Origin of the sequence: Paenibacillus glycanilyticus (assembly GCF_023715145.1) — a bacterium.
GTDB classification, from domain to species: domain Bacteria; phylum Bacillota; class Bacilli; order Paenibacillales; family Paenibacillaceae; genus Pristimantibacillus; species Pristimantibacillus glycanilyticus_A.
In genome coordinates, this window is sequence record NZ_JAMBNP010000011.1 from 93511 (window position 1) to 109106 (window position 15596).

General features: G+C 53.4%; 10 protein-coding genes. 6 read left to right on the top strand and 4 right to left on the bottom strand.

The genetic code is table 11. The features are described from left to right. Positions 1-33: 33 nt before the first annotated feature. On the bottom strand, positions 34-837 hold the full coding sequence (locus tag M3194_RS24435) for a phytanoyl-CoA dioxygenase family protein (protein ID WP_251656707.1): 804 nt from the start codon (positions 835-837) through the stop codon (positions 34-36). 81 nt (positions 838-918) lie between these two features. Here M3194_RS24435 and M3194_RS24440 point away from each other — a divergent pair, with 81 nt between their 5' ends. Continuing rightward, positions 919-1800: an AraC family transcriptional regulator gene (locus M3194_RS24440; protein WP_251656708.1), complete on the top strand. Its 882-nt coding sequence runs from the start codon at positions 919-921 to the stop codon at positions 1798-1800. Here M3194_RS24440 and M3194_RS24445 read toward each other — a convergent pair. After that, the gene (locus tag M3194_RS24445) at positions 1784-2449 is read right to left on the bottom strand and encodes a helix-turn-helix transcriptional regulator (RefSeq protein ID WP_251656709.1); all 666 of its coding nucleotides are present in this window, start codon (positions 2447-2449) and stop codon (positions 1784-1786) included. The two genes, M3194_RS24440 and M3194_RS24445, sit on opposite strands and share 17 nt — an antisense overlap. Positions 2450-2707: 258 nt before the next feature. Here M3194_RS24445 and M3194_RS24450 point away from each other — a divergent pair, with 258 nt between their 5' ends. Together M3194_RS24450 and M3194_RS24455 are read left to right on the top strand one after the other, a co-directional pair. Beyond that, positions 2708-3007 carry a DUF6171 family protein gene (locus M3194_RS24450; RefSeq protein ID WP_251656710.1) on the top strand — a complete coding sequence of 100 codons (300 nt, stop codon included), beginning with the start codon at positions 2708-2710 and terminating at the stop codon, positions 3005-3007. A gap of 141 nt (positions 3008-3148) precedes the next feature. Then, on the top strand, positions 3149-4627 hold the full coding sequence (locus M3194_RS24455) for an alpha-N-arabinofuranosidase (RefSeq protein WP_285889535.1): 1479 nt from the start codon (positions 3149-3151) through the stop codon (positions 4625-4627). A 452-nt stretch (positions 4628-5079) separates the two neighbouring features. Here M3194_RS24455 and M3194_RS24460 read toward each other — a convergent pair whose 3' ends face one another. Both M3194_RS24460 and M3194_RS24465 read right to left on the bottom strand, forming a co-directional pair. Further along, positions 5080-6237 carry a Gfo/Idh/MocA family protein gene (locus M3194_RS24460; protein WP_251656711.1) on the bottom strand — a complete coding sequence of 386 codons (1158 nt, stop codon included), beginning with the start codon at positions 6235-6237 and terminating at the stop codon, positions 5080-5082. 14 nt (positions 6238-6251) lie between these two features. Next, on the bottom strand, positions 6252-7325 hold the full coding sequence (locus M3194_RS24465; protein ID WP_251656712.1) for a Gfo/Idh/MocA family protein: 1074 nt from the start codon (positions 7323-7325) through the stop codon (positions 6252-6254). A gap of 124 nt (positions 7326-7449) precedes the next feature. Here M3194_RS24465 and M3194_RS24470 point away from each other — a divergent pair, with 124 nt between their 5' ends. The 3 genes from M3194_RS24470 to M3194_RS24480 all read left to right on the top strand — a co-directional run bounded on the left by M3194_RS24470 (position 7450) and on the right by M3194_RS24480 (position 15464). Then, entirely contained in the window at positions 7450-8286 is an 837-nt protein-coding gene (locus tag M3194_RS24470; RefSeq protein WP_251656713.1) for an AraC family transcriptional regulator, read from the top strand. Between the two features lie 25 nt (positions 8287-8311). After that, the gene (locus tag M3194_RS24475) at positions 8312-8647 is read left to right on the top strand and encodes a GNAT family N-acetyltransferase (protein ID WP_285889538.1); all 336 of its coding nucleotides are present in this window, start codon (positions 8312-8314) and stop codon (positions 8645-8647) included. 367 nt (positions 8648-9014) lie between these two features. Further along, complete coding sequence (locus M3194_RS24480) at positions 9015-15464, top strand: alpha-amylase family glycosyl hydrolase (protein ID WP_251656714.1); 6450 nt, start codon at positions 9015-9017, stop codon at positions 15462-15464. Positions 15465-15596 lie beyond the last annotated feature (132 nt).

The following is a 15596-nucleotide window of genomic DNA, read 5'->3' on the forward strand; positions in this document are numbered from 1 at the left end:
ATCGGATGAGATCGCGCGCCTCCCTTTGTTGTTTTAGTGATAAGCCGGCGTCTCGATGCCGCATGGTCCGCCGTCCGGATTGGCTTCCAGCGACAGCTCCGTGCCGTCTGCTTTGTACAGCGGGTTATACCAATGCGAGATGGACAGCGCGCTGCTGTTCGCATAGTGGGAAATAAACGCGCGGCGGAAGCGAGTCTTGGATTTGTTCCGGTAAGAGCCGTGAATCAGATTGCCGTTGAAGAACAGGATGTCGCCCGGATCCATAATGGCAGCGACCGGCTTTTCTTCTTTTGGCGGCTTCACGTAATGGTTGGTGAACGATTCGCTCGAATCGGATTCTTCCGGACACACAATCTCATACGTATTGGTCTTCGGAACAAGCAGCATGCAGCCGTTCTCCTCGTCGCAGCGGTCGATAGCCGCCCAGGCCGCAATGCAGTTGCCCGGCTCCACCTTCAGGTAGAAGTTATCCTGGTGCAGCGCTTGGCCGCGCGAGCCCGGAGGCTTGTAATAGAACATGCTTTGCGCAGCCAGCGCCTCTTCACCGTATAGATCATGCATAATGTCGAGGACGGCAGGATGCAGCATATAATTTTTGCTGAGCTCGTTGAACCGGTGAGGATGCATCACGCGGGGATAGCGGCGAAGCGGATCCTCCTGCTCCCCGTTCAGCACGGGCTCGAAATAACCGGGTACCTCGGAAAGGCTTATTTTATCGAACTCCGCCTGAATTTCCTCGATTTCTTCCTGGTTCCAAACGCCTCTTACAATGACGTAACCCTCGGTATCGAACTGCTTCATCTGCTCCTCAGTGAGCACTTTAAGCGATTGGTTCATTTGTATTGCTCCTCCCCTTGGTGGTTGCCTCTTCTTGTCTCTAATTGTACGGATTAAAGGGGGAAGGTTGAAGTCGGGATTATGCTCATTACTGCTTGGATTCTGCTATTGTGCTGGACGGATGGCGCGTTAGGCATTACCCTTGAGGTAATAAGAGAGGGCGGGGGGAACGTTCAGGTGAACGAATCGAAGAATGGCATTTTTACAGGATATTTTCGCGAAAATGATTCCTATACCATTGCGCGTCCAATCGGAAGAGAGGACTGGCTGCTTGTATATACGCTGGAGGGGCAGGGCTACTTCCGGACGCCCGCAGGGGAGAAGCTAGGTAAAGCGGGCGAGCTGGTACTGCTCCGCAAAGGGATTCCTCATACTTACGGCACCGTAAAAGGAGAGGCGTGGAACTTTATGTGGGTGCACTTCAACCGGCTCCCGGAGCTGTCCTTGCTGCCTGATGAGGAGCTGCTTCACTGCCCGCTGCCTTCAAGCGAGCTGCAGCGCCGGGTACTTCGCATATTCCGGTCGCTGCTTCATGATTCGAGGGCGCAGGGCAGCTTCTGGGAGGAGCTGTGCGACAATCAGCTGAGTGCCTTAATTCTGCTAATGGCTGGCCAGCTGGCGGATAAGCTGGATTACCGCGTAAGCCAGGTGATGCGAGTCTTGTCTTCGCAAATGCAGGAGCCCTTATCCATTAATGAACTGGCAGCGCGGGTAGGTTTGTCGGCTTCCCGGCTGTCGCATCTGTTCAAGGCCGAGACCGGCAGGTCTATTGTCGACACGCTTAATAATATGCGTCTTGAGCAGGCGGCGCTGCTTATGCTGAAGGCCAGCCGTACGGCCGGCGAAGCGGCCTTTGACGTGGGCTTCCAAAGCTATAACCATTTTGCCGCCTTGTTCCGCAGAAGATACGGCTGCGGGCCGGCGGAGTATAAACGGAAGACGGAGTCTACACCCGCGCTTTGAACTGGCTTGGCGTTTGGCCGACGAACTTCTTGAACTGGCGCATGAAGTGCGTTTCATGCTCGTACCCGCAGCTTGCCGCGATGGCGGACACGGAGAGGGTGCTGTTCTTGAGCAGGTATTTGGCAAGCTCCAGCCTGCCGTTAATCATATCGGTTACAACGGAGCAGCCGAAAATATCTTTATAGAGATGCTGGAAGTAAGATTTGCTCAAGTGAACGCGGTCGGCCAGCATCTCTACCGTCACATGGCTTTGCGGCGAGTTGTACAGCTCGTCCCGCAGCTCCGAGAACTGGCGGATGTAACGGCCCGGTCTTTCGGGATGCTGGGAAAGCTCATGCAGATTGCTCAGCTTCATGAGAAGCGCCCGGATATCGGTATCCATTATTAGATCCCTCAAATGCCCGCCCTGCTTCTGAACCCGGTGAAGCTCCATAATGCTTCTGGAGATCAGCATCGGATCAACGGCCTGCACAGGCGTATCGAGCGGAAAGTTCAGCTCGCCCAGCAGTCCCTTCAATTCTTCTCCCCGGCAATGGAACCAGTCGTTAATAAACGGCAGCTCAAACTGCGCATAAGAATGGGGCGTATCCGGCTGGAACAGGATAAACGAATCACTGTCCACCAGGATGCGCTCCCCTCTAATAATCACTTCGGATTTCTTCTTGAACAGAACAAACGCATAATCTCCCGAACCGTTAGGCCGGATAATGGAGATGCCATGCGGATGAACAAAGCGGTAGCCGCAGCTGTCTAATCGAATAATCGTAAACAGCTCCTTTCATCAAAAAAAGCAGGATAGGTCAGTTTTTTCTCATTATAGTGAATTGTAGGCGCTTTCTCAATCCCATACAATCTTTTAGTAGAGGTATGAAAAACGTCCTGTTCGCGGGTGGGAGCTGAAGCCAACATGACAATCACAGAATCTGTCAGTAAGAAAGAGCGGGAGGGCTGCAAGGGCTGCTCGGCTGACGTCCGGGTGACGGGCGAGCAGATCGAGCGCCTGTTATCCAGGATGAAGCCCGAAGTATGCGTAACCGACGAGCTGTACGAGAAGCGGCTTGCCGCATGCCGGGCTTGTCAAAGCTTCGCTTATGATACGACCTGCATGCATTGCGGCTGCCTGGTTCAGGTGCGCGCCAAGATGAAGGACAAAGGATGTCCTCACCCGCAGCAGGCGGTCAAGGCGTTATGGGAAGCATTAAGCTGATGCTTGCGAGGCAAGAATCATCACGAACAGCCGTCGGGCTGTTTGTGTGACAATTCTTTAAGCGAATGCTTACGAGGCAAGAATCATCACGAACAGCCATCGGGCTGTTTGGGTGACAATTCTTTTTAGGAGGCAATTAAGATGAATAAAGCGGTTGTCCATACGGACTGGAGTATCGGCACGATTAACAAGAATATCTATGGTCACTTTGCCGAGCATCTTGGCAGATGTATTTACGAAGGCTTGTGGGTAGGGGAAGATTCGGATATTCCGAACACGGACGGTCTTCGCAATGACGTGATTGAAGCGCTGCGCAAGCTGAAGGTGCCCGTTCTGCGCTGGCCGGGCGGCTGTTTTGCCGATGAATATCACTGGAAGGACGGCATTGGTCCACGCGAGACGCGGAAGAGAATGGTTAATACCCATTGGGGCGGCGTTGTTGAGAATAATCATTTCGGCACGCATGAGTTCTTCCGTCTATGCGAGCTTGTTGGAGCGGAGCCGTATATTTGCGGCAACGTAGGCAGCGGATCGATTCAGGAAATGTCCGAATGGATGGAGTACATGACCTTCGACGGCGATTCCCCAATGGCGAATCTGCGCCGGAAGAATGGTCAGGATAAGCCTTGGAAGCTGAAATATTTTGGCGTTGGCAACGAGAACTGGGGCTGCGGCGGCGAGATGCTTCCGGAGCATTATGCGGATCTGTACCGTAACTTCCAGACCTATGTCCGCCAATACGGCGACAATAAGCTGTACAAAATTGCAGGTGGAGCAAATTCAGACGATTACCGTTGGACTGATGTGCTTATGAACAAGGCAGAACGCTTCATGAGTGGTCTGAGCCTTCATTATTACACAGTGCCAGGCACTTGGGCTGACAAAGGCTCTGCAACTGAATTTGACGAGAACGACTGGTTTGTGACGATGAAAAAAGCTGCTCATATGGACGAGCTGCTCACCCGACATAGCACGGTGATGGACCGTTATGATCCAAACAAACGTGTTGGTCTTATTGTGGACGAGTGGGGAACTTGGTTCAATGTCGAGCCGGGCACGAATCCGGGCTTCTTGTACCAGCAAAGTACCATGCGTGATGCACTAGTAGCCGCGGTTAACCTGCATATTTTCCATAAGCATTGCGAACGGGTGCAGATGGCGAACATTGCGCAAATGGTTAACGTCCTGCAGGCGGTTGTATTGACCGAAGGCGACAAGATGCTGCTTACGCCTACTTACCATGTGCTTGAAATGTACAATGTCCATCAAGATGCGGAGTCGCTTGCCATTCATGGCCAGTTCGGCAAAGTTAATGCAGACGGCAAGGAGCTTGATCAGGTTGGCGTTACCGCGTCCAAGAAGGACGGCGTCATTCATGTCAGCTTGTACAACCTGCATCCTTCCGAGCAGTCCGAGATCAGCATTGAGCTTCGCGGTGCCGAAGGCAGCTTCAACTGCACGGGCAGGTTGCTTGCCGCAGACACCATTCAAGCTCACAATACCTTCGAAGATCCGGCCAATGTCAGCGTGAAGCCATTCTACGAAGGGACAATCGAGAACGGTAAATTGAACCTCGATCTGCCTGCTGCATCGGTAGTTACGCTTCGTTTGGAGCAATAAACGATTTAGAGCCGATAAGTCCCTCTTGCGAGGCTTATCGGTTTTATTTTTTTGCAGGAGACAAGGGGCTGAGGCTTAACGCTTGTTGGGAGAAAGGAGATCATTATGGTGCATGAAAACCAACGTGGGGCCAAAGCGTTCAAACGGTAATGTTTTGCCGAAGCTTAAGGTCCCTAAGGGGCCTTAAGGCAGTAAAATTAGCCGGAGTTGATGAGGTTAAGGTCCCTAAGGGACCTTAACCATGCGGAACAAACAGCAACCATCAATCAAACGGAGCGTTCGCGGAAGCTTAAGGTCCCGAAAGGACCTTAAGGCAGTAAAAAGAGTCTGCGTAGGTCGTGTTAAGGTCCCTAAAGGACCTTAACCATCCGGAACAAGCAGACACAGCTTTTATAATTCCCCATTAAATGGAATAAGACCCCGGCAGGGTCTTATTCCTGAACATCAATCTACTACCCTCTTAAATTACTTCCCGTTGTAATGGTACGGTCCTGGAAGTTCTCCACCGAAGCGCTTTTCTCGTAGAAATGCGGGACGTTGTCCTGAATGCCCTGACGAGTATAGAACGGGTCGTCGGCGCGGAGCGGGAAGGTTACCTTCTCCCCGGTGCTGGCGGATTTGTAGATACCGAGTATCAGCTCCAGCGTTGCCCGGCCGCTATGTCCGTCAATGAGCAGGGAGTCTCCCTTCTCGATCGCGGACAGCACGTTATCGATTTGACCAACATGTCCTTCATAAGCAACTTCGGGCAGGTTGTCGTAATAGGCCTGGATCTCCGCTGAGAGACTAGGATTAGGAGTCGGGAATCCGTTATCCATCGAGCTTGACGTTACCAGCTTCCATGGTGCGGAGATTCGGGCTGCCTTGCCTTGGAAAATCAGCTGCTGCTCCTCGCCGTGGTGGACGACGGAGCTTGTGATTTGGCCAAGACCGCCGCCGGCGAACTTCAGCATCGCAATCGACAGGTCTTCCACTTCCGCATTGTCATGCGAGGTATTGCTCATGAAGGCTTGCAGCTCGGCTGGCCGGCCCATCATCCAGAGCAGCGCATCGATATGATGGACGGCATGGTTTAAGGTGCAGCCGCCGCCTTCCTTCTCCCAGGTTCCGCGCCACCACAGATCATAATAGCAGTGGCCGCGCCACCAGTAGGAGTCCACCTGCGAGTGAACGACAGGACCGATCAGCCCGCTGTCCAGTACGGACTTCAGCTTCATCATTGGCGTGCGAAAGCGGTTCTGGGCAACAATCGACAGCAGCTTGCCGCTTTCCTCCGCCGCTGTATTCATCGCGTCGCATTCCTCGAGCGAGGAGGCCATCGGTTTTTCGACCAATACATGCTTGCCTGCCCGGAGAAATCGTACAGCCAGCTCGGCATGAGTGTAAGGAGGGGTACAGATGGAGACCAGATCGATATCCTGCTCGAGCAATTCCTTATAGTCACTATAGGCTTTCGCTTCGGCAAGCTGGCTTTGGGCAATTCGGCTTTCCGCCTTATCCTTATAAATATCCGATATGGCAACAACCCGGCATCTCTCCGGGAACTTCAGATAAGCGTCGATATGGGCTCGGCTTATAGCCCCCGCTCCAATAATGGCGATTTTCAGCATAATCAATTCATCTCCTATTCCATGCGGACCGCAAGATTTTGGGCTAATACGCTAAGCTCGGCAACCTTGAAGGCATGCTCTTGTGTCATTGCATTCTCGGTACGGTGGATGCAGTCGAGAATGAGCTGGCCGAAGAACGGATAACCAACCTGGCCTCGTACCGAAAAATGATACTCTCCCTCGTGATTGGCCATATATACTTGATCCCCCTCGGGACTACGGGCAAGATCGGTATATTTGCGGACTTCAATGTAACCTTGGGTTCCGAGAATAAGCGTCCGGCCGTCTCCCCAAGTGCTCAGTCCGTCCGGCGTCAGCCAGTCCACCCGGAAATAGGCAGCCGCGCCGTTATCGCCCGTCAGCATCACGTCGCCGTAATCCTCCAGCTCGGGATAGGACTTGTGATGGTAGTTGGCGATCCGGGACTGTACGATCTGAGCGTCCTTGGCCCCTGTATAAGACAGGAACTGCTCGATTTGATGGCTGCCGATATCGCATATAATACCGCCGTATTTCTCGCGTTCGAAGAACCATTCCGGTCTCGACTTCGCGTTCGTGCGATGCGGTCCCCAGCCCATCACCTGCACAACCCGTCCAATGGCGCCTTGCTCGATTAATTGACCAGCGAACAGGGCACCTTCGTTATGGAGTCTTTCGCCATAATAAACCATGTATTTGCGTCCGGTCTCCGCCGCCACGCGCTTGGCATCTTCAAGCTGCTCCAGGGTCGTGAGCGGTGCCTTATCCGTAAAATAATCCTTGCCTGCCAACATGACCCGAAGGCCAAGCGCGCAGCGCTCGGAGGTAATGGCTGCGGATGCAACCAGCTGGATCCGGGGATCCGCGAAGATCTCCTCTTCCGAAGCCGCTCTTTTTACATGAGGATAACGCTCCGCAAACCTGGCTACCTTCTCCGGATCCGGGTCATATACGTAAACAAGCTCGCCGCCTGCTTCGATAAGTCCGTTGCACATGCCGTAGACATGTCCGTGATCCAGCGCAATGGCTGCAAATTGAAACTCTCCGGGCGCAACAGCCGGATTGGGTTTGCCCTGCGGTGCATAGTTCATGCCGTCTGATTTATTCAAAGCGAGTAACATCTCCTTTAGTGGAATTGCTTCTAGAATATATGGAAAAAGGAATGCTTTGTCGCTCGATTTTGCGGTAAAATGTTTGTATCTTGCGGTAATTCTGAGAAGGGCGGGAAACCGGGTGCTACAGGCAAAATGGTTCCAATATGAATATCGAAGAACGTCAACCGAGTACTTCCGAGAGGTCTTTCATGCTCATTCCCAATTGGAGCTCACTTACGTGCATGAGGGCAGGGGGCTGCTGATCCTTGACGGGAAATCCTATTCGATCGAGCCTAACACGCTACTCGTATTTCCGCCGTTCCAGATGCACCGGATTCAGATTCAGGTGACGGAAGAGGAGCCTTTCATACGAAGCGTGCTGCTGTTCGAGCCGGCCGTGCTGCATGGCTATCTGAATGATTTTCCGAGTCTGAAAGGCTTCTTCCAACGGTTAATGCTGCAGCAGGCGAATGTCCATCCAGTGAACGCCATGGCGGAGACCGAGCCGTTTGTTGCTCTGCTCAGGCAGTTCAGTACCTCGATGGCCAGCATGCGTGAAGCGGAGTTCGAAGAGAATATGGGCGTCTTCCTGCTCAGTCTTGTGCATCAGCTCAAGCAAAGCCCGGATGGAGAATCTGCCTTTCTGAAGAAACATAACCACCGCGTCGAAGATATCATGGGATGGATTGAGAAGCATTACATGGAGCCGTTCCGGCTGGAGGAGCTGGCAAGCGAGCTGCATTTGTCGCCTTATCATGTCGCTCACTTGTTCAAGGAATCGACGGGAACAACGATTGTGGCTTATACCCAGGCGACGAGAATCCGGCATGCCTGCTCGCTGCTTCGCAAAACCGCCTTGCCTTTATCGGAAGTCGGCTATCGCGTAGGGATTGGGAATCCGTCGTATTTCAGTAAAATTTTCCGTCAGATTATGGGGGTAGCCCCTTTATCGTACAGGCAGCATCTAATTAAATGACGTCATTGAACAAGGAGCTGAAGAGATGATTCTTTTTCGGGGGAAAGAAATTGGTCTTCGTACGCTAGAGCCTGAGGATGCCGAGAAGGGCACGCTCTACGGCATGGATCAGTTCATCGGTGAACCCGGCTATTGGAACAAGGGGATTGGTTCCGAGCTGATGAAGGAAACCGTCCGTTATTTGACCATGGAGCGGGGAGCAGTGAAGATCGCGATGGATCCGCAAGCCTGGAATGCTAGAGCGCTAAGAGTGTACGAGAAGAACGGCTTCAAGAAAGTGAAGCTGCTCGAGAAGCATGAATGGCATGAGGGAGAATACCGGGACTGCTGGCTGATGGTGTACGAGGCAGGTAAGGCGTAGGTGGCATCCCGCCCATGCCGTGCGGTGAAGGGCAGGATGCCTATTTTTTCCCCCAGAGAGTAATTTTCCTAGTTCAAATTGCGCAAACGATTGCTCAAAATATTGCCAATTCTGTCGAATAGTAAATTTCTTCTATCCTCCCATTGACTGTAAAGCGTTTTCATAATAGGATGGAATTAATCAACACATGCTGATAAATGCCTAATTTAAGGGCAATGCATTCCGGTTTTTGCTGATAATGCCGGAACAACCCCGCTATCTCTTCTAACCCAAGGGATAGCTTTTTTTATCGGCAGGAAAGGAGTTTTTGCGTCTGTTTGTGCAATCGTTTGCTCAATTTCGATGATCTAGGGAGGATTACGCGCATATGATAAGACATATAAGGAGCAGGCAACAAACAAGAATATGGTCGCTGCTGCTGGCGATCATAATGGTTATTCAGGTGGGTGGGCTGATGCCTAAGCAGGTTCATGCAAGCGCTGTCAGCGAAACGTATGCGGAGGATGGAACAATTCATTTTGTCCTGCCGAAGTCGGCGGTCAGCATTGCCGCCAAAGGCGATTTCAACGGCTGGGGAGATCCGGCCGCAGCGCTGGCGGATGAGGACGGGGACGGTACTTATACCGCTGAACTAACCGGTGATGCGCCAAACAAGGCTTACGGCTACAAGTTTCTGGTTAACGGCAACTGGCTGGATGATCCGAATTTGAGCGTAACCTCGGACGAGAACAGTATCATTCGTCTCAGCTATACGCCGCATTTCAAGGTGGCCGGCAGCTTTGATGAGAACGCGTTTGCCGATCAGCATGAGATGGCGCTTAGCGAGGGCAGTTATACGTTTGCGGCGGAGTCGCTCGCGGACGGGACTTATACGTACAAATTTATTTCGGCGGCAGACGGTCTGCCAAGCATTTGGTTCCTTGATCCAACCCATACGGACACCTCGAACGGGAACAGCAAAATCCTCGTAGGCGAAGCACCCGTTGATGCTCCGGCGCCGGATGTATTTGCGAATCAGCCTGGCGGCAGTGCCAAATGGGTTGTAGCCGGCTCCTTCCAAGGCTGGAATAACGCTTCGACGGAAACGCAAATGAGTCATTTGGCTGGCGAATTCTATGCGTATTCGACCGTGCTGGATCCAGGCCGTTACGAGTTCAAGCTGGTGCGCCAAGGGACTTGGGACGGTTACTCGGATAATGGCAATAACTTTGCTTTTACCCTTGCCGCTCAGTCGAAGGTGAACTTCTACGTGAACGACGAGCTGGGGCAGGTCCGAATCAGCGTGCCGGGGGCAAGCGGCATCCCGCAATATACGCCTGCTCAGTCGGCAGCGGAATGGCCGCGCCTTGTGGGAGACATTCAAGCCGTACTCGGAGAGTCAGCCTGGGCCCCCGATCAAGCGAAGCAAAGGTTTGTCGACTACAACTTTGACGGTTCGGTCTATAAGCTGCAGCGCACGCTGCCGGCCGGCCGCTATGAGATGAAGGTTGTGCTGGGTGACAACTGGTCGACTGACAATTACGGCGCTGGCGGCGACAATTTCATCCTGACGACCATTGATCCGGCAGATGTGACCTTCAGCACCGTGCTGGAAGAACGGACGATCGTGACGAACTACAAGCCGGCGGACAGCCAGTATGACGGGACGATTAAGCGGGATAAGCTGCTGTTTGATTCCCGGTCGGTTACTTACAAGAAACCGTTTGGCGCTATAAAAGAAGGCAGCGAGGATGTGACGCTCCGTATTGCGACGGAAGCGGGCGACGCGCAGGTCGTGCGCGCAGAGCTCAGCAATCCGGAGGGTATTGCGTCGGCATTCGATATGCATAAAGCAACTTCTTTCGATAACAAGGATTATTGGGAAGTGACCATTCCGGGTGCGGCATTCCAGGGCATCGGGGTGTGGGGCTACAAGTTTATTCTGATCGACGGGGCAGCGAAAATTGAATACGGCGATGACGGCTCGCGCGGCGGAACGGGGACAACGGCGGATGAGGGCGTATTGCCTTACGATCTGACCGTCTACGACAAGGATTTTACGACGCCGGATTGGATGAAGAACGCGGTTGTGTATCAGATTTTCCCGGACCGCTTCTATGATGGAGACAAGTCAAATAACCGCGCGAAAACAGAGGACGGCTACCGCGGTCCCGTCCAAGGCGATACGACAACGGCAGGCGTAACCGCGAAAGGCGGCTATGAGCTGCAATACTTTGACGGCGGAGTGACCAATGATCCAACGCCGGGTCAGGTGGAAGGAACATGGACGACGGCTCCGGAAAATCCCGACCGGATAACACCGGAGCAGAAGCCGTACTTCCCGGATGCCAAATCGGACGGTGTCTGGACGAATGAGTTTTACGGCGGCGACATTCAGGGGGCTTCACAAAACCTCGACTACCTGAAGTCGATTGGCGTAAACGTCATTTACTTCAACCCGGTTGCCTGGGCGGCTTCAAACCATAAATACGATGCAACGGATTACGAGCATCTTGACCCGATGTTTGGCGAGCCGGTATACAATACGCCTGGCGATCCTAGCTCCGGTCTGGATTATGAAGCAACAAGAGTGGCCTCTGACCGCGTATTTACGGATTTTGCGAAAAAAGCGCATGACATGGGCTTTAAGCTGATCGTTGACGGCGTGTTTAACCATGTCGGCGATGACTCGATTTATTTTGACCGTTATGAGAAATACCCGGAGATTGGCGCTTACGAGTTCTGGGCAAAAGTCTACGACAAGGTGAATGATGAAGGCGCGGCGCTGGAAACGGCGAAGCAGCAGGTCATTGATTCCTTTACGGCTCAGATTAACCCGGCAACGGGCGGGCATTACGCCTATCCGGAGGATTTTGATTTTACAACCTGGTTTACGGTATCCAATGAAAAGGTGGACGGCCATTACAAATACGAAGGCTGGTGGGGGTATGATTCCTTGCCCGTGATCGATGCGCTGACGCCTGCGGCAGGCGATGCCGAAGGTCTTGAAGGCAACCATGAATGGAACGTGCAGGGCTACCGCGATCTCGTTATTGGCCATGATTTGACCGGCAAATCGGATGAAGAGGCTTCCGCCATGATGCAGGAGGCGAACTCGCAGCGCTGGGGCTGGATGGGCGCGAACGGCTGGCGTCTTGACGTCGCGCCCGATGTGTCCTCAGGTACCTGGCAGAAATTCCGCGAAGCGGTGAAATCGACGGAAGGGCGCAAGGACAGCAATGGAGAGACCATTCCGGAGCCGATTATTCTAGGCGAAGAGTGGGGCGTAGCCACAAAGTTCCTGCTTGGCGATCAGTTCGATTCCGTTATGAACTACCGCTTCCGCGGCGCGCTTCAAGGCTTTATTATCAGCGGCAATGCGCAGCAGTTTAACGATGCCTTGGAGTCAATCCGCGAGGATTATCCGGCAGAAGCTTGGGAAGTAATGCTGAACCTGGTTGATTCCCATGACACGATCCGCTCGATTACGAAATACGATAAGCCGGAATGGGAAGAGGAGCATTTGGCGATTGCGCCGGAGCCTTCCGACAAAGCTTTGCAAATGCAGGCGTTAACGGCGATTTTCCAAATGGGCTACCCGGGAGCCCCGACCATTTATTATGGGGATGAGGTTGGACTCGCCGGTACGAAGGATCCGGATTCCCGCCGCGCCTTCCCTTGGGAACGCGTATCCGGCTCGAATGGCACGTATGCAGGCGTTGGCCGATATGCCTCGTTGTTCGATACGTATCAGAAAGCAGGCGGCGTTCGAGACAACAATGAAGTATTCCGTACAGGCGATTTGAAGACGGCTTACAATACGGGCGATGTCATTGCTTATGCTAGGAAAACGGGCAGTCAAGGCGGACTGGTTGCCATAAACCGAGGTTCGTCGGATGCTACGATTCAAGTTGACGTGGCTGGCTTCCTGCCGGAGGGTCTGACGCTTGAGGATCAGCTGGGCAGCGGTATGGAAGCAACGGTTGCGGGCGGCAAAATCGCCTTGACGGTAAAAGCGATGAGCGGCCTCATGATGATCTCGACGACAGAGCTTGTACAAGTTCCTGAAGTTCAGAATCTTCACGCGACCGGCGGCAACGGTAAAGTGACTCTCACTTGGGACGCTTCTGCCGGAGCGACGGGCTATAACGTATACCGCGCGGCAATTGAAGGCGGTCAGCTGCAGCTGGTTGGACAGCCAACCGACATAAGCTGGACGGATTCGGATGTCGTAAACGGCAAGAAATATTACTATACCGTAACGGCTGTCACCGAAGATGGAGAGAGCCCGTTAAGCGAGTACGGGTCGGCAACTCCGTCGTTCCCGGTCGGAGGTACAGCCGTGACGAAACAATCGGAGGAAGTGACGCTGGGCGTTGGTCATAAGACCTCCGAGATTGAAGTCACGATCGATATTCCCGGTCTGACCGATGATGCGGCTTATGCGGGCAAGGAAGCGCCAAACGTCATTGCGAGACTAGCTTTCTATAAGGACGACGCAAACAAAGCGAACGCGGAAGATACAAAGCTTCGTTACAAGGCGGATACGGAAGACGGCAAAAAAATATACTGGGCGGCGTTTGAGCCGACGGAAGCGGGAACCTATTCCTATTATGCAAGAGTATCCACGGATAATGGCGAGTCCTACACCGATTCGGCCGAGGCCGCGGTGAACGTTCAGGCGGACAGCTCGGATACAGCGGCTCCGAAAGCGCCAGTGCTATCGGATATTGCGGTTGAATCGAACCGCGTTCTGCTGAACTGGACAGAGGATGCCGAAGAGGAAACGGTGGATCATTTTGAGATTTACCGGAAGGCTGCGGATTCGGATTTTGTGAAAATCGCCGCGGCCGCGAAGACAGCTGTTTCTTACGTTGATTTTACGGTCAGCAATGATACGGCATACACGTATAAGGTAGCTGCCGTGGACAGCGCCTATAACCGTGCTTTCTCGGGCGAGCAATCGGTTACGCCTAAGCTGGTTATGGTCGATGTGAAGCTCCGCGTTCATCTGCCCGGTTATACGCCGGTTCAAGACGATATCTATTTGGCGGGCGATCTGAACGGCTGGAATTCGTCGGGCAATAAACTGAATGTGCCAAGCGGCGCAACCACTCGCGACGTGGTGGAATACAGCTTCAAGATGATGGCAGGCAAGACGATCCAATACAAATACACCCGCGGGACATGGGCGACCGAGGCCTTTACCTCGCATGCCCGCGTAGCCAGCGATACGGTGGATGCCGGCAACTATGCGTATTCTTCGACGGATACGAATATGAGGCTGACGATTAAGAACCAGGGCGGCAATACGATGGTCGTTGACGATTACGTGCTGCGCTGGGTGGATATGCCGATGATCGTTACGATGCCTCGCATCTCTTATGGGGAAGATATTTCGTACGAGACGGGCGAGGAGTCATTCACCCTGAAGTCGAATGTGCCGTACGGCGTGGACTTCACGATTAACGGGCAGCCGCTTGCCGAAGGCGCAATGGATGCTTACGGGAATGTGTCGGTGGACCATATTGCGCTGCAGCCTGGAGTGAACCGGTTTACGCTTCATATTGAGCCAAGCGCGGAGACGCTGGCGCAGGAATGGTACACCGATAAGGGGCGCGCTTCGCAAGCGACCAAAACGATAGAATTGGTTATCACGAGAGAGGGCGGCGAAAGCGGCAGCGGCAACGGCAACGGAAGCGGCGGAGTGACGCCTGGCAGCTCCTCCGTCACGGTAACGGAGCAGCAGTTGAAGGATGCGGTCAAACAATCCGGCGACGGCAAAGCGACCATTGCGGTTGAAGGGAAGTCGGAAGTTCTCCTGCCAATGAATACGGCAGAACTGCTGAACGGCAAGGCGCTCGAGCTGAAGCAGGGAGACCTGACGCTGCTCGTGCCAGGAGCGGTACTGCAAGAGCTGCTTAAGAAGGCAGGGGCAGGTTCGGCTTCGCATATTGTTCTGAAGCTTCAGGCGCTGGCTGCCAAGGCGCAGAAGGAATTGATTGATAAGGCTGCTGCGGCAAGCGGCGTGGAATTGAAACCCGCCTCGGAAGTGTACGACTTCCGGCTTGCGGTAGTTGACGGCAGCGGCAAGGACACGGCAGTGCTCAGCACCTTTGTTCAACCGCTCAAGCTGACGTTCAAGCTGGACAGCGAAGCTAACCAGAAGCTGACCGGTATATATTATGTGGCGGATAACGGCAAGCTGGAGTATAACGGCGGAACGGTAAATGCGGATGGTACAATTACAACAGCAATTCACCACTTCTCCAGCTATGCGGCATTGGAATACGCCAAGACGTTTGAAGACGTTCCGTTGTCCCATTGGGCAGGGGAGATGATTAGGGAGCTAGCCTCTCATCATGTAATTACGGGCGTCACCGCTGACCGGTTTGAGCCGGAGCGCAGCGTGACCCGTGCAGAGTTTGCGGCATTGCTTGTGCGCGCGATGAACCTGAAGGCGGCGAAGCCGGCCGGATTTACGGATGTAGCGTCTGGCAGCTGGTATGAAGGCAGCGTAAATGCCGCTGCCGAAGCGGGGATCATTCGCGGCCGCACGGCAACGATTTTTTCCCCAAATGCCGTAATCACGCGAGAAGAGATGGCCGTTATGCTCATGCGCGCGTATGAAGCGAAGAGCGGCAAGAAAGCAGAAGGCGGCGGTGAGGGCAGCTCCCTTATCGATTCGGCCGCGATTCATAATTGGGCAAAAGAGTCCATTGAAGCAGCCGTGAAGCTGGGCTTCCTCAATGGCAAGGGTCAAGGCCAATTCGACCCGCAAGGCAACACCACACGCGCTGAAAGCGCGAAGGTGATTTTTAAGCTGCTAGGCTTATAGCAGACGGAAAGCTGTCCCTAATGGAGACCGCTGCAAAAGTACCTATTTAGAAAAAAGCACAAAAATCAGGGGGTCAAAAATGACCTCCTGAACAAGAAACGAGCCTTAGAAGCGATTCTGGAGGCTCGTTTT

Excerpts from the sequence above, each read along its gene's own strand:
- M3194_RS24480 (WP_251656714.1), top strand. The coding sequence starts at position 9,015 with ATGATAAGACATATAAGGAGCAGGCAACAAACAAGAATATGGTCGCTG.
- M3194_RS24460 (WP_251656711.1), bottom strand. The coding sequence starts at position 6,237 with ATGCTGAAAATCGCCATTATTGGAGCGGGGGCTATAAGCCGAGCCCAT.
- M3194_RS24455 (WP_285889535.1), top strand. The coding sequence starts at position 3,149 with ATGAATAAAGCGGTTGTCCATACGGACTGGAGTATCGGCACGATTAAC.
- M3194_RS24450 (WP_251656710.1), top strand. The coding sequence starts at position 2,708 with ATGACAATCACAGAATCTGTCAGTAAGAAAGAGCGGGAGGGCTGCAAG.
- M3194_RS24475 (WP_285889538.1), top strand. The coding sequence starts at position 8,312 with ATGATTCTTTTTCGGGGGAAAGAAATTGGTCTTCGTACGCTAGAGCCT.
- M3194_RS24435 (WP_251656707.1), bottom strand. The coding sequence starts at position 837 with ATGAACCAATCGCTTAAAGTGCTCACTGAGGAGCAGATGAAGCAGTTC.
- M3194_RS24440 (WP_251656708.1), top strand. The coding sequence starts at position 919 with ATGCTCATTACTGCTTGGATTCTGCTATTGTGCTGGACGGATGGCGCG.